This is a genomic window from Intrasporangium sp. (assembly GCF_051961875.1).
GTDB lineage: Bacteria > Actinomycetota > Actinomycetes > Actinomycetales > Dermatophilaceae > Intrasporangium_A.
Genome location: NZ_JBQCCV010000188.1, coordinates 16,249 through 32,839 on the forward strand (window position 1 = coordinate 16,249; position 16,591 = coordinate 32,839).

The following is a 16,591-nucleotide window of genomic DNA, read 5'->3' on the forward strand; positions in this document are numbered from 1 at the left end:
TACGCTACGGCCTGCCGCCGGGATCGAGGCCTATCGCAAGGGCGAGCCCGCGCGCCCACTCCCGCCGCGCCGGGTCCATCGACCCCCAGTCACGCGACGGGTGGACCCGGTTCGTCAGCAGGATGGCGAACGACGCCGAGTCGAAGTCGATGACGATCGAGGTGCCGGTGAAGCCGGTGTGCCCGGCGGTCCGGGGACCGGACAGTGCGTCCATGTAGCGCGGCTGGTTGAGCTCGAAGCCGAGGCCGTGGTCGTCACCGGGGAAGGCCGGGGTGAAGTTCGTGACGAGAAGGTCGACGCTCTCCCGCCTGAGGATCCGCTGGCCTCGCCAGGTGCCGCCGTCGAGCAGGGCCTGGGCAAGGACCGCCAAGTCGTCGGCGGTCGAGAAGACACCGGCGTGACCGGCGACCCCTCCCAGCGACCAGGCGTTCTCGTCGTGCACCACTCCACGGACCATGCCCCGCCGGGGCGACAACTGGTACTCGGTGGCGGCTGTCCGGGAGGCATCCGAGGGGTTGTAGCCCGCGTCGCGCATCCCGAGCGGCGCGGTGATCCGGTCGTGGACGACGACGTCGAGCGCCTCGCCCCGCAGCTGTTCGACGAGGACGCCGAGGGTGATCAGGTTGAGGTCGCTGTAGCGGTAGGTCGTCCCCGGCGGGGCCGTGAGGGGCTGCGACATGACGGCCCCTATCCGGGATGCCGGGTCGGGGTGGTCGCTCCACAGCGGGAGCCAGGCGGTGAGGCCGGAGGTGTGGGTCAGCAGCTGCCGCACCGTCACCGCCCCCTTGCCCGCGGTGGCGAACTCCGGCAGCACCGTCGCCACCCGGGTGTCGAGCCCGAGGCGTCCCTCCTCGACGAGCTGGACGACGGCGAGCGACGTGAACAGCTTCGAGACCGAGGCGAGGTCGAAGATGGTGTCCTCACGGATGGGCACCCAGTCCTCGCGGGGCAGCTCTGTCGTCGCGTCCGCCCACCGCAGCGCCCACCCGCACGCGGCCCGGGCGACAACGTGGCCCTGGTGCCCCATGAGGCCGACGGCGCCGGCATACATCGGGTGGCTGTCGGCCGAGGGCTCCTCGTGCGAGCGGATCTGCTCGATCGCGGCCCTGATCGGCCCGGGGTCGAGAGCGACCTCCTCCGGAGGGGTCTCAGGGAGCATCCCCGCCCGCGGGCAGGTCACGGTGCCGGGTCACCAACCGGCCAGGGTGCGGATGGTCTGCACCGTGTCGATCTCGGAGACCGGCTTGTCGTCGCGATAGCGGATGACGCGGGCGAACCGGAGCGCCATACCCCCGGGATAGCGCGACGACCGCTGGACGCCGTCGAAGGCGACCTCGACGACCTGCTCCGGCCGCAGCTCGACGACCCAGCCGGCGTCCGGGTCGCCCGCTGCGAGCTCGCGGAACCGCTTGGTCTGCCAGCGAAGCATCTCGTCGGTCATCCCCTTGAACGTCTTGCCGAGCATGACGAGCTCGCCCGACTCCGCGTCGCGCGCCCCGAGGTGGATGTTGGAGAGCCAGCCCTTGCGCCGGCCGCTGCCCCACTCGACGGCGAGGACGACGAGGTCGAGCGTGTGCCGCGGCTTGACCTTGATCCACCCAGGTCCCCGGCGCCCGGCCGCGTAGGGCAGGCCGGGGTCCTTGACGACCACCCCCTCGTGCCCGGCCCCGACGACGTCCGCGAAGAACCGCTGTGCCTCCTCGACGTCGGCCGTCGTGATGCGCGGGACCACGTGCCGCTCAGAGGTGACCTGCGCGAGCCGCTCCCACCGCTGCGCCAGCGGATGGTCGACGAGGTCCTCCCCGTCGAGGTGGAGCAGGTCGAAGAAGTATGGCGTGACCGGCACCTCCGCGCGCAGGCGCTCGGGGTCCGCGCTCGAGGCGGTCCGGGCCCCGGTGACCTGGAACGGCTGCGGTCGGCCCGCCTCGTCGAGCGCGACGACCTCGCCGTCGAGCACCGCCTGCCGCACAGGGAGCGCCCGGAGCGCCTCGACCACCTCGGGGAGGCGGTCGGTGACGTCCTCGAGCGTGCGCGTGAACAGGCCGACAGCGCCCTCGTCGACGTGGGCCTGCAGCCGTATGCCGTCGAGCTTGGTCTCGAGGGCCACCTCGCCGGGCATCGTGGCCAGGGCCCCCGCGACGTCGGGGGCCGAGGCCGCCAGCATCGGCCGCAACGGTCGGCCGACCTCGAGCTCGATGGCCTCGAGTGCGTCCGACCCGCCGGTGAGGGCGGCCTCGGCGACGGGACCGGTCCGCCCGGCGAGCATGACCGCGCGGCGGACGGCGGCGTCGGGGACGTCGGCGGCCTTGGCGATGGCCTGGAGCATCACCCCGTCGGCGGCGCCCTGCCGGGCCTCGCCGACGAAAGTCGCTCGGAGCCAGGCCTGCTCGTCCTCGGTGGCGCGTGAGAAGAGGTCGGTGACTATGTGCCTGCGCGTCGCGCCCGATCCGGAGCCGGACGTGCGGGCCAGCTCCTCCGCCGCGGCATCGACGTCGGCCACCGTGAGGGTGGACTCGTCGGCCGGTGCCGGCAGGTTTCCCAGGCTGCGCCACGAGACGCCGGTGCGGCGCTGGGGGAGGGACCCGGACAGGTAGCTCGCGACGACGCCGATCCGCGCCGGGTCGTCGGTTGCGGCGCCGCGCAGCGTGGTGGCCAGGCGCTCGATCTTCGCCGTGCGGGACGAGGTGGCCGCCACAGCGCGCGACGTCTCGACGATCTCGGAGAGCAGCATCTGCCGATTGTGGCAAGCCGCACCGACGCTGGGGGCTGGTGTGGCGGCCTCCGCCCATTCCGACGACTCCGTGACGGGCCAGAGTTGGGTGATCTGGGCAGAGGTGGGGAACTCTTGCAGAGTTGGTTGGTATTTCGCGCGCCTAGCGGCATATCGCCAACATCTGCACGTATCGGAAGCTCCAGTCCGGTCCGGGCCGGGACGCGGGTGGGCCCGGCACCCATCTCGGGTGCCGGCCCCACTGCCGTGCGTCTGGGTCAGCCGCGGGGGTCCTCCGTGCCGGGCCGGGGGGCGTCGTCCGGGACCGGGTTGGTCGGCTCGACCCGCCACGGGTCGCTGTGCTCTGCCTGGGCCGGGGTCGAGTTGTGTCGGCCGCCGCGGGACCGGTGCTGGCCCATGAACCAGTAGGCGACTGCCGCGAGGGCGATCAGCCCAAAGAGGTGGAAGCCAGCGAAGCCGCCCCAGAAGGGCGCGCCCGGGCCGACCACGGAGATCGCCGTGACGACCAGGAGCACGACGGACGGGACGTCCCCGTCCTTGAGGGCCCGCTCGATACGGAGCGTGCCGTCCTGCGACGGCAGCAGCAGCCACAGGACGAGATACGCGGCGACGCCGACGCCGAGGAACAACGAGGTCAGCACGAAGCCGATTCGCACCACCATCGGGTCGACCCCGATCTTGTTCGCGAGACCCGCGGCCACACCCGTGAACCACCGGCCGCGTGTGGGGCGGGTGATCCCGGGGCGGCGCAGTGCCCGGTAGAACGCGTCGAGACGGTGGGCTGCGGGGGAGATCTGGTTCGTCATGTCTCAAGACTGTCGCGGAGCCCAGCGGTGCGGCTATGCGGATCAGCCCTGACCCGACCCTGAGCCATCCCCGATCCCTGCCCGGGGCCGCCTCAGTCGGCCACCTGGGGATGACTCGGTTCACCGGCGCCGGAACGGGCCAGGACGACCGTGCCGATCACCGCCAGGGCGATGCCGACGAGTGCGGGGACCGTGGTGCCCGGCCGCACGGTGTCGCCGAGCACCAGGACACCGAGGCCCCCAGGTACGAGCACCTCGATGACCCAGAGCGTCGCCGTCGCCGGACCGACCTCGCCCCGCTCCAGGGACCGTGCGTAGAGGACCGCGCCGACGACGCCGAAGGCCAGGACCATCCACGCCACGGGGTCGGTGAGCAGGTGGCCCACGTCGAGTGGCGCCGTTGCCAGCGCCCGCGCAGCCATTGCCGCGCCCGAGAAGCCGAGGGCCGCGACGGCGGCCAGCGCGATGGAGCCACCCCGCCCATAGAGCGCGAGGGCGGCGAGGGCGACGGCGGCGAGGAGCCCGCCGAGGAGGGCGACGAACCACCCCGGGGCAGCCTGGGTCGACTCCGGCCCCGCCGACCACGAGACGAGGACGAGCCCGAGGACGACCCCGGCCGTCGCGACGCGTCCAGCCGGACCGACCGGAACGTGGAGGACGAGTGCGGCCAGCACCACCGTGACGGCGAGCGAGCCGGCGAGCAGCGACTGGACCGCGAAGAGCGGCAGGGAGCGCAGGGCCACGAGTGAAGCGATCCAAGCGAGCAGGTCGCAGCCGAGGCCGACCAGGTACACCGGATGGCGGAGGACGGCTGCCCCCGTGGCCCGCTGCGCGGCATACGACTGGGCGACCGACGCCACCCCGTAGAGCAGCGTGCCGGCGATGGCTGCGGCAAACCCGGTCATGCCGTCGATCCTGTCCCACGAGGCTGCCCGGACCCTGCACGCCCCGCCATCAGGGCGCGGCGACCATCCGGATGGCGAGCTCCCGGTAGTGCTTCGCGATGTCCTCGGGCTGCCAGGCCCCGGCGGTGCGGAACCACCGGCCGAGGTCGACGCTGAGGCTCAGCACCGCGAGCGCCGTCAGGGACGGGTTGGCGAGGGCGAACTCGCCGGTGAGCAGCCCCGCCTCGAGGACGTCCCGGGTCACCTGCTCCATCTGCCGCCGCAGGCTCGCGATCTCCTGGTAGTGCTCGGGCGTCAGCGCGCCCAGCTCGTAGTTGACGACCCGGGCGATCGCGTGGCTGCGGGCGTGCCACAGGGCGAAGTCGTGGGCCAGCTCGCCGAGCTGCTCGGTGGGGGTGCCGCCCCTCCCGGCGGCCGCCCGGAGGATCTCGAGGGCGGCGACGTGGCCGGCCCGGGAGATCTCGTAGAGGACGTCCTCCTTCGTCGGATAGTGGACGTAGAGCACGGCGGGGGAGAGCTGCGCCTGCTTGGCGATGTCGCGCGTCGTCGTCCCGTGGAAGCCGCGCTCGCCGAAGCACACGGCAGCGGCATCGAGGATCCGCTGCTGCGCCGCGGTCGGCTCGCTCACACCCTGTCGCTGCACTCGGCTCCTCCGATGCTTCCTCCGTGATGACGTGGCCCACAGGTACTTGACGAACCACGCGCTGACTCGTCATGGTAAGCAAGCGCTCATGTCCCCCGCAATCACCCACGCCTAAGGAACCGCCGTGCCGGAGATCCTCGCCCCGAGAGCCGTCGTCACGGGGGCGGCCCGCGGCATCGGCCGGGCGATCGCGGCGCGCCTCGTCGCGGAGGGGTGGGAGGTTGTCGTCTCGGACGTGGACGCAGACGAACTCGGCCGGACTGCAGCGGCGCTCAGCGCCCATGCCGTGGTCGCCGACGTCGCCACCGACGCGGGTGTCGAGGCGCTGATCGAGGCCGCGGAGGAGCAGCTCGGCCAGGTCGACGCCTTCTTCAGCAACGCGGGTTTCGCCCTCATGGGCGGCCTCGACACCCCCGACGCGGACTGGGCCCGGATCCTCGACGTCAACGTCATGGCGCACGTCCGCGTCGCACGTCGCCTCGTGCCCGGCTGGGTCGAGCGCGGGAGCGGTCGCTTCGTGGTCACCGCATCGGCAGCCGGCCTGCTGACGATGCTCGGGGACGCGCCATACTCCGTCAGCAAGCACGCGGCGGTCGCGCTCGTCGAGTGGCTCAACGCGACCTACCGGCACCGCGGCGTCGTCGCCCAGGCCGTCTGCCCCCAAGGCGTTCAGACCCGCCTCCTCGAGCAGTCCGGGCCGCTCGCCGGCGTGCTGAGCCGCGACACCGCGCTCGCGCCCGAGCAGGTCGCCGACGCCGTATGGCGCGGGCTCCAGACCCGCGAGGCGCTGGTCCTCCCGCACCCCGAGGTGCGGGACTACTACATCCGCCGGGCCACCGACACGGACGCGTGGCTCGACGGCATGAACAGGCTCGAGCAGAAGCTCGAGGCGACACCCCGTCCGACCGGCCCGGCCTGACCGGTCACCACCCGAGGAGAACCAGTGAACGCACAGACGCCCCGCACCGCCATCGTCACGGGAGCCGCACGCGGCATCGGCGCCGCCGTCGCGAAGCGGCTCGCCGAGGAGGGCCACGCCGTCGCGGTGCTCGACCTCGACGAGTCCGCTTGTGCCGCAACGGTGGACGCCATCACGAGCGCCGGGGGCAACGCCATCGCGGTGGGAGTCGACGTCGCCGACGAGGCAGCCGTCCAGGCCGCGGTCGAGCGCGTCGCGAGCGAGCTCGGCGCGCCGACGATCCTCATCAACAACGCCGGCATCACCCGCGACAACCTCCTCTTCAAGATGACGGTCGACGACTGGGACGGCGTCATGGGCGTCCACCTGCGCGGCTCGTTCCTGATGACCCGGGCCGCCCAGAAGTACATGACCGACGCGAAGTGGGGCCGGGTCGTCAACCTCTCGTCGACGTCGGCGCTCGGCAACCGCGGCCAGGTCAACTACTCCGCCGCGAAGGCCGGCCTGCAGGGCTTCACCAAGACCCTTGCGATCGAGCTCGGCAAGTTCGGCGTCACCGCGAACGCGATCGCACCGGGCTTCATCCAGACCGAGATGACGAAGGCCACGGCCGACCGGCTCGGGGTGCCCTTCGAGGACTTCATCGCCTACAGCGCCAAAGAGATCCCGGTCCAGCGCGTGGGCCAGCCCGAGGACATCGCCGCGGTCGCGGCGTTCCTCACCAGCGAGGAGGCGGGCTTCGTCTCCGGCCAGGTCATCTACGTGGCCGGCGGGCCCAAGGACTGAGCAGGGAGACCACGATGCGCACCTTCCCCAGCCTCGAGAAGCTCGCCGCCGCGGTGGGCGAGCCGCTCGGCCAGAGCGACTGGCACACCGTCACGCAGGAGCAGGTCAACCTCTTCGCCGACGCCACCGGTGACCACCAGTGGATCCACGTGGACCCGGTCCGGGCCAAGGACGGCCCCTTCGGCGGGACGATCGCGCACGGCTACCTGACCCTGTCGCTCCTGCCGGGCCTCGTCGCCGAGATCTACGCCGTCGAGGGCATCCGGATGGGGCTCAACTACGGCGCGAACAAGGTCCGGTTCCCCTCTCCGGTCCCGGTCGGCAGCCGCATCCGGGCGTCGGCCGAGCTGGTCGAGTTCACCCCGGCACCGACCGGCAGCCAGGCCGTCGTCCGGGTCACCGTCGAGATCGAGGGCGCACCGAAGCCGGCCTGCGTCGCAGACGTCGTGTGGGTCTACGTGGCATGACCCGTCCCGACCCGCCCGGGCTGCCGCTCGAGCCGCTCGCCCGCTTCCTCGAGGAGGCGGTCCCCGGGCTGCTCGGCGGCCCGCTCGAGGCGGAGGTGATCGCCGGCGGGAAGTCCAACCTCACGTATGCCGTGACGGACGGGCGGCGGTCCGTCATCGTTCGGCGCCCACCGCTCGGGCACGTCCTCGCGACGGCGCACGACATGGGACGCGAGCACCGGGTCATGTCGGCGCTGCGGGACACCGCCGTCCCCGTCCCGCAGATGCATGCCGCGTGCGCCGACCCGGAGGTCATCGGCGCGCCGTTCTACGTCATGGAGCACGTCGCCGGCACGCCATACCGTCTGGCCGCCGAGCTGGAGAAGCTTGGCGCAGAACGGGTTCGGGGGATCAGCGAGCGGATGGTCGACACCCTCGTCGCCCTCCACGAAGTCGTCCCCGACGAGGTCGGCCTCGGCGACTTCGGCCGCCCCCAGGGCTTCCTCGGACGGCAGGTCCGCCGGTGGAAGCAGCAGCTCGACGCGTCCCGGAGCCGGGAGGTGCCGGGGATCGACGAGCTCCACGCGCGGCTCGCGGCCGCCGAGCCGACCGAGGGGAGACCGGGCATCGTGCACGGCGACTTCCGGCTCGACAACCTCCTCGTCGACGAGGACGACGCCGTCCGTGCCGTGCTCGACTGGGAGATGGCGACCCTCGGCGACCCGCTGACGGACGTCGCCCTGTTGCACGCCTACCTCACCATGCCGGCCATGGTCGACAGCCGGGCCGTGTCCGACGCGTCCCTCGCCCCGGGCTTCCTCACCCCGGACGAGGTCCTCGACCGATATGGGCGGGCTAGCGGCCGGGACCTGTCCGACCTGGCCTTCCACCTCGGGCTGGCCTACTTCAAGCTCGCCGTGATCCTCGAGGGGATCCACTACCGCTACACCAAGGGCCAGACGGTCGGCGCCGGCTTCGAGGCCATCGGTGACGCCGTCGAGCCGCTCGTCGCGCAGGGCCTGCGCTCGCTCAAGGAGGACTGAATGGACTTCGGCTGGGACACCAGGACGACCGAGCTGCAGGAGAGCCTGCTCGCCTTCATGGACGATCGGATCCTGCCCGCGGCGGCCACCTTCGACGAGCAGGTCGGGGCGCTCGACGAGCGCTGGGCATGGAGCACCGTTCCCGTACTCAAGGATCTACAGGGCGAGGCGCGGGCGCGCGGGCTCTGGAACGCCTTCCTCCCCGGGGAGCGCGGTGCGGGGCTGACCAACCTGCAGTACGCCCCGCTCGCCGAGATCACCGGACGGTGCCTCCGGCTGGCGCCGGCCGCCCTCAACTGCGCCGCCCCCGACACGGGCAACATGGAGGTGCTCGCCCAGTTCGGCACGCCCGAGCAGCAGGAGCGGTGGCTCGAGCCGCTGCTGCGCGGGGAGATCCGGTCCGCCTTCGCGATGACCGAGCCCGAGGTCGCGAGCAGCGACGCGACCAACATCGAGACGAGCATCCGGCGGGACGGTGACGACTACGTCATCAACGGCCGCAAGTGGTGGATCACCGGGGCGATGAACCCGGACTGCCAGGTCTTCATCCTCATGGGCAAGACCGACCCCACCGCCGAGCGGCACCGCCAGCAGTCGATGGTCCTCGTCCCGCGCGACGCCCCCGGCCTCGAGATCGTCCGCGGAATGGAGGTGTTCGGCTACGACGACCACGACCACGGCGGCCACGCCGAGCTGGCCCTCACGGACGTCCGGGTGCCCGCGAGCAACCTCATCGGCGAGGAGGGCGGCGGTTTCGCAATCGCGCAGGCCCGGCTCGGCCCGGGACGGATCCACCACTGCATGCGCTCGATCGGGGTCGCCGAGATGGCCATCGACGCGATGTGCCGTCGCGTGTCGGAGCGGGTCGCGTTCGGCCGGCCGCTGTCCGAGCAGGGCGTCATCCGCGACTGGATCGCGGAGTCACGTGTCCGCATCGAGCAGCTCCGGCTCCTCGTTCTCAAGACGGCTTGGCTCATGGACACCGTCGGCAACAAGGGCGCGCACACCGAGATCCAGGCGATCAAGATCGCGACGCCGATGACCGTCGAGTGGGTCCTTGACAAGGCGATCCAGGCGCACGGCGCGGCCGGCCTCTCGCAGGACACCGAGCTCGCAGCGGCCTTCGCCGGGATCCGGACGCTGCGCTTCGCCGACGGCCCGGACGAGGTCCACAAGAACTCCCTCGCCAAGGCCGAGCTCCGGCGCCACGCGCGCTAACCCCTCCGGTGCGAGGTAATTACCGGTCGGTCGTGTCCGCGGATTACCTCGAATGAGGGGTAGGCCAGGCGGGGTTCGGGGCGGCGGCGGGCACGAACAACGCTCGCTCCGGCTCGCCGCCCTCCCAGGGCGGCACCACTCGCACCAGGTGGTCGAGCCCGACGAACCGCGCGGCCAGCTCCGGCGAGATGCCCTCGTAGGGGGAGCGCTGCGTCTCGTGCACCCCGATGGCGGCCCACCGCTGATCGAGGACGGCCGAGGCGTCGATGACGGTCGTGACGTCGCCGTCGGGCCGGCCGAGCTCGGTCTCCAGGTAGACGCTGTCCGGGTCGCGGCCCGAGACCTCGGCCGCCCATTGGGCCATGAGCGAGCGGGGGAGGAACCAGTGGTAGAGCGAGGCGGGCCAGTCGACGACCTCCTCGAAGGCCTGGGTCGTCGTCATCCCGATCATGGCGTGGTCGCGGTGGCCGTCCGACCCCGTCGGGTCGAGCGTCACGACAACATCCGGGCGGTGGCGGCCGAGCACGTCGGCCACGGCAGCACGCAGCCCGGCTGGGTCGGCGACCAGGGAACCGGCTGGGGCCGGCCCGTCCCAGCCGGAGTCGGCGAAACCGAGCAGCTCAACGTCCGCGGCGCCGAGAGTGGCCGCGGCCTCCCGCAGCTCCGCCTCCCTGGCCATGCCGAGGGACTCCGGTGTCGGGTGCCGGCCCGAGGTGTCCTCACCCGCCTCGCCGCGGCTTGCGCAGCAGACGACCACCGGCCAGCCGAGCGCGGCCGCGGTCGCGATGACGGAGCCGCACCCGAAGGACTCGTCGTCGGGGTGGGCGACGGTGACGAGCAGCGTCGGTCGATGCGGGCGGTCGGACATGGTTCCTCCCTGGCCGGGTTGTCGCCGAGCGTAGGGCGGCCGACCACGGGTGTCAGGAGAATCGCGGGGTATGCCGCTCAGCGCGCACCAGCGGGCGCCGCGGGTCCGCGCGGGGCGGGGCCGCGGCATACCCTCTACGCGTGTTCTACGAGGACTTCGAGGTCGGGCAGGTCTTCACGACCCAGGCACGCACGGTCACCGAGACGGACGTCGTCCTCTTCGCCGGGTGGAGCTGGGACACGAACCCGCCACACACGGATGCCGAGTCGATGCGCGAGAGCCGCTTCGGCGAGCGCATCGCCCACGGCATGCTCGGCATCTCGGTCGCGATGGGGCTCGCGTCCCGGCTGGGCGTGTTCGAGGACAGCTCCATCGCCCTGCTCGGGATCGACGACTGGCGGTTCGTGGGGCCGATCCTCATCGGCGACACCGTCCGCTGCCGCGTCGAGATCCTCGGGGCGCGGCTCACGAGCCGCGGCGACGCGGGCATCCTGGACCGGCGGTTCGAGCTGCGCAACCAGCGCGACGAGCTGGTCCAGGAGGGCCGGATCGGGCTCATGGTGGCCCGCCGACCCGCGGACTGAGCGACCGGCTGATCCGGGCTGGGCGGAGCTGGGCGACATACGGCCGGGCCGCCGGTGCCATGCTGGGTGGATGGCCGCACCTCCCTCCTGGCTCGTGCGGGCCTTCGGGCCCGTCGCGGACCAGCTCGCGGGCAAGCCCTGGTTCCCCCTCTGGGCCGAGGTGCACCACGTCGGCCGGACGAGCGGGCGGCCGTACACCGTGCCGGTGGCCGTCGTGTCGACGCCGACGGCGTTCCTCATCGGCCTGCCGTGGGGGCCGCAGACGAACTGGGCGCGCAACGTCATCGCCGCCGGGCAGTGCACCCTCACGTGGCGCGGGAGCGACCACGAGTGCACCGACCCCGCCGTCTTGACGAGGCAGCAGGCCCTCGAGGAGGTCGACGGCTTCTGGCGGTTCGCCCTCGCCCGGACCGGCATCCGCACCTTCATCCGGCTGCGCAGGGCGGCGGAGGCGCCGCCGCACTGAGCGGCATATGTCCTCGGGTGACGAAGCGGTCGGGAGCGGATAATGGGGTGGATGAGCGGAGCGCACGCGCAACGCCGGTCGGGATGGGCCGTCCTCGCCCTCGGAGCCCTGGGCGTGGTCTTCGGTGACATCGGCACCAGCCCCCTCTATGCGATCCAGACCGTCTTCGCCATCGACGGCGGGATCGTCCGACCGACCCACTCCGACGTCTACGGGGTGATCTCCCTCGTCTTCTGGTCGATCACCGTGATCGTGTCGGTCAAGTACGTCGCCTTCATCCTCCGCGCCGACAACGACGGCGAGGGCGGCGTCATGGCGCTCGCGGCGCTCGCGCGCCGGTGGGTGGGGCCGGGTGGCCGGCGAGGGATGCTCGTCATGGTGCTCGGCGTCATCGGCGCGTCCCTCTTCTACGGCGACAGCGTCATCACGCCGGCGATCTCGGTGCTCTCGGCCATCGAGGGACTCTCCGTGCCGGAGCCGGCGCTGCGGGATGTCGAGGTGCCGCTCGGGCTGCTCATCATCACCCTGCTCTTCCTCGCCCAGCGGGTCGGGACGCATCGGGTCGGGCGGATGTTCGGTCCCGTCATGGTCGTGTGGTTCCTCGTCCTCGCCGTCCTCGGCATCGGCGGGATCGCGCACGACCCCGCCATCCTCGGGGCCCTCCTGCCGTCGTGGTCGATCGCCTTCGTCTTCGAGCACCCCATGATCGCCTTCGTCGCGATGGGGGCGGTCGTCCTGGCCATCACCGGGGCCGAGGCGCTCTATGCCGACATGGGGCACTTCGGCCGGTCCCCGATCCGGCGGGCCTGGTTCGGGCTCGTCTTCCCGTGCCTCACCCTCAACTACCTCGGCCAGGGCGCCCTCGTGCTGCGAAACCCGGCGTCCATCCAGAACCCCTTCTACCTCCTGGCGCCGCACTGGGCTGTCTTCCCCCTCATCGTCCTCGCGACCGCCGCCACGGTCATCGCGTCGCAGGCGGTCATCAGCGGAGCGTTCTCCGTCTCCCGGCAGGCTGAGCGGCTGGGCTATCTGCCCCGCCTCACCGTCCGGCACACCTCGCCGGTGGAGGGCGGCCAGATCTACGTGCCGGTCATCAACTGGGTCCTCTACGGCGGCGTCGTGCTGCTCCTGCTGATCTTCCAGTCCTCACAGCGGCTCGCCACGGCATACGGACTCGCGGTCACGGGGACCTTCCTGCTCACCACGACTCTGTTCCTCGTGCAGGCCGAGGCGGCGTGGGGGTGGCCGCGCTGGCGGCTCGTAGGGGTCGGGCTCCTCTTCGGCGTGCTCGAGCTGACCTTCTTCTCGGCGAACCTGACGAAGATCATCCACGGCGGTTGGCTGCCGGTCGTCATCGCCATCTTCGTGGCCACGACCATGCTCACGTGGCGCAAGGGCGCCGCCATCGTGACCCGCAAGCGGCGCAACCTCGAGGGGCCCCTGGATGCGTTCCTCGAGGACATGCACACCGAGCCCTGCACGAGGGTGCCGGGCACGGCGGTCTTCATGCACCCGGCCGAGGACACCACGCCGATCGCCCTGCGCGAGAACCTCAAGATCAACCACGTCGTCCACGAGCGGGTGGTGATCGTCGGAACCGTCTCCGAGGTCATCCCGCACGTCGCGCCGCAGGACCGGATCCGGTGGCACCCGGTGGGGCGGCCCGAGGACCAGATCATCCACATCAACCTGCACTACGGGTTCCAGGACGACCAGAACGTGCCCCGCGCCCTCGAGTTCGCCCAGCGCGAGGGCGTGCCGATCGAACCCGACGACGCCGTCTACTTCCTCTCCCGCATCACGCTCCACCGCGGGCCGACGAAGTACATGTCCCGCTGGCGCAAGCGCGTCTTCATCGCCCTTGCGCACAACGCTGCGTCGCCGACCGACTACTTCCGGCTGCCGAGCAGTCGGACGGTGTCGATGGGCGCGACGGTGACGCTCTGACCGACCACCGACGACCGACGCCGGACCAACGCGTAGCCGACGTCTTCCGCACCCACCAATATTCGAAGGAGTGCCAATGAGATTCGGACTGCACATCCCCAACTTCACCTGGCCCGGGGGACCGGAGGCCCTGCGTGGGCGGCTCGTCGAGATCGCCCGCGGCGCCGAGGACGCCGGCTACGACCGGGTCAGTGTCATGGACCACGTGTGGCAGATCGGACCGATCGGGCCGCCGGAGAACGAGATGCTCGAGGCCTACACGACCCTCGGCTTCCTCGCCGGGCAGACCGAGCGCGTCAAGCTCCTCACGGTCGTCACGGCTGTCGTCTACCGGGACCCGGGGCTGCTCGCCAAGGCCGCCACGACCCTCGACGTGCTGTCCGGCGGCCGGGCCATGCTCGGGATCGGCGCGGCGTGGAACGAGGAGGAGTCCCGGGGCCTCGGACTGTTCTTCCCGCCGACGAAGGAGCGGTTCGAGCGTCTCGAGGAGGCGCTGCAGATCATCCTCCAGATGTGGAGCGACGACGACGGGCCCTACGAGGGCAAGCACTACCACCTCGCCCGGACGCTCAACTCGCCGCAGCCACTCGCCCGCCCTCGCCCCCCGATCCTCATCGGGGGCTCCGGAGAGCGCAAGACGCTGCGGCTCGTCGCACAGTACGCCGACGCGTGCAACATCTTCGACAGCCCGGAGCTGCCGCACAAGCTCGACGTGCTCCGCGAGCACTGTGAGCGCCTCGGCCGCGACTACGACGAGATCGAGAAGACGGTGCAGCTGCGCTTCGACCTCGGCCCGAACGGGGAGCACGTCGACCGGACGATCGAGCACCTGCACCAGCTCGCCGACCTCGGCATCGAGGTCGCGCACGGCGCCCTCAAGGAGGTCGAGTCGATGCGCCCACTCGAGATCATGGCCGAGCGGGTCATCCCGGCGCTCGCGGGGCAGTGAGGGAAGCGGCCCGGGGAGCCTGAGCGGCATACCAACTGGGGTGTGCCGCTCTCCGCGGGGCGGCACGGGGGCGCCTCTCCGGGGGCTCCTCTCCAGGGGCTCCCACCCGAGGTCGTGGGTCACTGACCGGGGCGGCTGCGCGGCTTCGGGGCGTTGAGGTCGTATCGGACGCCGATCATCCGCACGGCGAAGCACGCCCCGGCGGCGAGCAGCGCGAACGGCAGCCCGTAGACGCCGGTGACCGTCGTGACGACGACGATCGTCGCGGCGATGAGGGCGGGAATGGCGTAGAGCTCGCTCCGCAGCACGTTCGGGACCCGTTGGGTCAGCACGTCGCGGAGCGTGCCGCCGCCGACGGCGGTGACGGCGCCGAGGATCACGGCCTGCGCCGGTCCCAGGCCGAGCGCGAGCGCCTTGCTCGCGCCGCTGACCGCGAAGAAGCTGAGCCCGACGGCGTCGAGCAGGTTGATCGCTCCCATCAGGCCGGTCAGCCAGCGGGCCAGGAAGAAGGCGAGCAGGGCGCCGCCGGCGGCCACCGCGAGGTAGCGCCAGTCGCTGAAGGTCGCCGGCGGCAGCGAGTCGATAATGATGTCGCGGACGATGCCGCCGCCCATGGCGGTGATGATGCCGAGCGTCAGCACGCCGATGATGTCGACGTCGGCGACCCGCATGGCGGTGAGGGCGCCGTTGAGGGCGAACGCGAAGGTGCCCGTCAGGTCGATCGCGAGGAGGAGGGTCTTTCCGGTCTCCACCTCAGCTGTCTCGTCCCAGCCAGGCGAGCGCGGCGACGGTCATCGCCGTCGTTCCCGTGTCCAGGGTCGGCTGGATCACCGGACCGAAGGCTGCCGAGTGGTTGACCGGGACATCCTGGGCCACGCGGCCGGCCTGTTCCGCCCGGTGGTACAGCTGCGGGTCGATGCCGCCGATCCCCCAGTAGCTGTAGGGGACGCCGAACGCCTGCGGCAGGTCACTGAAGTCCTCGCTCGCGGTCTGGCGGGGCAGCTCCTGTGCCCGGTCGCCGAACTGCTGCGTGAACGCTGCCGCCACGCGCGCCGTCACGTCCGGGTCGTTGGAGGTCAGCGGGAAGTGGTCGAACAGCTCGAACTCGGGCTCCTTCGGCGCGCCCGACGCCTCGCACTCGGCCTTCACGATCCGCTCGATGGCGCTGAGGATCGTCGTGCGGGTCTGCTCGCTGTAGGTGCGGACGTTGAGCTGGATCGTCGCCGACTCCGGGATGACGTTGCTCTTGGTCCCCGCCTGGACGCTGCCGACGGTGAGGACGGCCGGGTCACCCGGGGTCAGCTCCCGGGAGACGATCGTCTGCAGCCGGACGACGACCATCGCCGAGAGGACGACGGGGTCGACGGCGGCCTGCGGCATCGAGCCGTGCGCGCCGCGCCCGTGGATCGTGATCCGCATGCTGTCGGCCGTCGAGAGCACGGGGCCACTCCGCGTGCCGACCTGGCCGGAAGGGAAGGGCAGCACGTGCTGGCAGAGCGCCACGTCGACCGTGCCGACGAGGTCGGTCAGCCCGTCCTTGACCATGCCGCTCGCGCCGTCCGCGACCTCCTCGGCCGGTTGGAAGATCATGACCGCCGTCCCGCTCCAGCTGTCCTTCGCGCCGGCGAGCAGGTCCGCGGCGCCAAGCAGGCAGGTGACGTGGACGTCGTGGCCGCACGCGTGCATGACCGGCACGTCCGTGCCGTCCTCGGTGGTCGCGGTCTCGGTGCTGGCGTAGGGCAGGCCGGTCGCCTCGCGGACCGGGAGCGCGTCCATGTCGGCGCGCATCATGACGGCCGGACCCTCACCGTTGCGGAGGATGCCGACGACGCCGGTCCCGCCGACGCCCGAGTGCACCTCGAAACCCGCCGCAGTGAGCCGGCTCGCCACCTTGTCGGCGGTGCGGTGCTCCTCGTGCGAGAGCTCGGGATGGGCGTGCAGGTCCCGGTAGAAGTCCTCGAGCCCGGGGCGGATCTCGTCGAGCCGGTCCAGCACCGCTGCAGCCGCTGTCGTCGCCATGGAACGCTCCTTGATCGACGGAGTGAGCCGGCCCGGCCGGGAGGCCAGGCACGGGCCTGATCCGAGGAGCCTAGTTGCCCTGCTTGGGAGGGCGGTGAGCGCGCCCACGGGAGGCTGACAGGGTGAGCCGACTGAGCGGCATACGCGTGATCATAGGGTGTCCCGCATGGCCGACCTCCGCACCCGCCGCGCCGACCGCACCTGGCTCATCGCCCTCGCCGCCAGCCTCTGGGGGCTCTCCGCGATCTGGCGCGACCCGCT

The 16,591-nt window shown here is 71.8% G+C and carries 17 protein-coding genes; 9 read left to right on the forward strand and 8 right to left on the reverse strand.

The features are described 5' to 3' along the window. Positions 1–4: 4 nt before the first annotated feature. The 5 genes from ACTHJJ_RS11300 to ACTHJJ_RS11320 all read right to left on the reverse strand — a co-directional run bounded on the left by ACTHJJ_RS11300 (position 5) and on the right by ACTHJJ_RS11320 (position 5,070). Positions 5–1,159: a serine hydrolase domain-containing protein gene (locus tag ACTHJJ_RS11300; protein ID WP_440303041.1), complete on the reverse strand. Its 1,155-nt coding sequence runs from the start codon at positions 1,157–1,159 to the stop codon at positions 5–7. 30 nt (positions 1,160–1,189) lie between these two features. Next, complete coding sequence (locus ACTHJJ_RS11305) at positions 1,190–2,731, reverse strand: ATP-dependent DNA ligase (protein ID WP_440303042.1); 1,542 nt, start codon at positions 2,729–2,731, stop codon at positions 1,190–1,192. A 257-nt stretch (positions 2,732–2,988) separates the two neighbouring features. After that, complete coding sequence (locus tag ACTHJJ_RS11310) at positions 2,989–3,537, reverse strand: PspC domain-containing protein (protein WP_440303043.1); 549 nt, start codon at positions 3,535–3,537, stop codon at positions 2,989–2,991. Positions 3,538–3,629: 92 nt separating this feature from the next. Continuing rightward, the gene (locus ACTHJJ_RS11315) at positions 3,630–4,442 is read right to left on the reverse strand and encodes a hypothetical protein (protein ID WP_440303044.1); all 813 of its coding nucleotides are present in this window, start codon (positions 4,440–4,442) and stop codon (positions 3,630–3,632) included. Positions 4,443–4,491: 49 nt separating this feature from the next. Further along, positions 4,492–5,070 carry a TetR/AcrR family transcriptional regulator gene (locus ACTHJJ_RS11320; protein ID WP_440303045.1) on the reverse strand — a complete coding sequence of 193 codons (579 nt, stop codon included), beginning with the start codon at positions 5,068–5,070 and terminating at the stop codon, positions 4,492–4,494. Positions 5,071–5,209: 139 nt separating this feature from the next. Between ACTHJJ_RS11320 and ACTHJJ_RS11325 the strand changes: the two genes are divergently transcribed. The 5 genes from ACTHJJ_RS11325 to ACTHJJ_RS11345 are packed head-to-tail and all read left to right on the forward strand — an operon-like array spanning position 5,210 to position 9,497. After that, positions 5,210–6,004, forward strand: coding sequence for an SDR family oxidoreductase (locus ACTHJJ_RS11325; protein WP_440303046.1), 795 nt, complete (start codon positions 5,210–5,212; stop codon positions 6,002–6,004). Positions 6,005–6,028: 24 nt separating this feature from the next. Then, a complete protein-coding gene (fabG, locus tag ACTHJJ_RS11330) occupies positions 6,029–6,790 on the forward strand; it encodes a 3-oxoacyl-ACP reductase FabG (RefSeq protein WP_440303047.1) in 762 nt (253 codons plus the stop codon). A 14-nt stretch (positions 6,791–6,804) separates the two neighbouring features. Then, entirely contained in the window at positions 6,805–7,257 is a 453-nt protein-coding gene (locus ACTHJJ_RS11335) for a MaoC family dehydratase (protein ID WP_440303048.1), read from the forward strand. After that, complete coding sequence (locus tag ACTHJJ_RS11340) at positions 7,254–8,279, forward strand: phosphotransferase family protein (protein WP_440303049.1); 1,026 nt, start codon at positions 7,254–7,256, stop codon at positions 8,277–8,279. Before ACTHJJ_RS11335 ends, ACTHJJ_RS11340 begins: the two co-directional genes overlap by 4 nt. Then, complete coding sequence (locus ACTHJJ_RS11345; RefSeq protein ID WP_440303050.1) at positions 8,280–9,497, forward strand: acyl-CoA dehydrogenase family protein; 1,218 nt, start codon at positions 8,280–8,282, stop codon at positions 9,495–9,497. 43 nt (positions 9,498–9,540) lie between these two features. On the opposite strand, the gene ACTHJJ_RS11350 is transcribed toward ACTHJJ_RS11345, so the two are convergent. Beyond that, positions 9,541–10,365 carry a PIG-L deacetylase family protein gene (locus tag ACTHJJ_RS11350; protein WP_440303051.1) on the reverse strand — a complete coding sequence of 275 codons (825 nt, stop codon included), beginning with the start codon at positions 10,363–10,365 and terminating at the stop codon, positions 9,541–9,543. Positions 10,366–10,505: 140 nt separating this feature from the next. Between ACTHJJ_RS11350 and ACTHJJ_RS11355 the strand changes: the two genes are divergently transcribed. The 4 genes from ACTHJJ_RS11355 (at position 10,506) to ACTHJJ_RS11370 (ending at position 14,311) form a co-directional block, all read left to right on the forward strand. Then, complete coding sequence (locus ACTHJJ_RS11355) at positions 10,506–10,949, forward strand: MaoC/PaaZ C-terminal domain-containing protein (protein WP_440303052.1); 444 nt, start codon at positions 10,506–10,508, stop codon at positions 10,947–10,949. A gap of 70 nt (positions 10,950–11,019) precedes the next feature. Beyond that, positions 11,020–11,415, forward strand: coding sequence for a nitroreductase family deazaflavin-dependent oxidoreductase (locus tag ACTHJJ_RS11360; RefSeq protein WP_440303053.1), 396 nt, complete (start codon positions 11,020–11,022; stop codon positions 11,413–11,415). Positions 11,416–11,466: 51 nt separating this feature from the next. After that, positions 11,467–13,362 (forward strand): potassium transporter Kup, encoded by a 1,896-nt coding sequence (locus ACTHJJ_RS11365; RefSeq protein ID WP_440303054.1) that lies wholly within the window; start codon positions 11,467–11,469, stop codon positions 13,360–13,362. 76 nt (positions 13,363–13,438) lie between these two features. Continuing rightward, a complete protein-coding gene (locus ACTHJJ_RS11370) occupies positions 13,439–14,311 on the forward strand; it encodes an LLM class F420-dependent oxidoreductase (RefSeq protein WP_440303055.1) in 873 nt (290 codons plus the stop codon). Between the two features lie 119 nt (positions 14,312–14,430). Here ACTHJJ_RS11370 and ACTHJJ_RS11375 read toward each other — a convergent pair whose 3' ends face one another. Together ACTHJJ_RS11375 and ACTHJJ_RS11380 are read right to left on the reverse strand one after the other, a co-directional pair. Then, on the reverse strand, positions 14,431–15,063 hold the full coding sequence (locus ACTHJJ_RS11375; protein ID WP_440303056.1) for a trimeric intracellular cation channel family protein: 633 nt from the start codon (positions 15,061–15,063) through the stop codon (positions 14,431–14,433). 1 nt (position 15,064) lies between these two features. Next, the gene (locus ACTHJJ_RS11380; protein WP_440303057.1) at positions 15,065–16,330 is read right to left on the reverse strand and encodes an amidohydrolase; all 1,266 of its coding nucleotides are present in this window, start codon (positions 16,328–16,330) and stop codon (positions 15,065–15,067) included. Positions 16,331–16,591 lie beyond the last annotated feature (261 nt).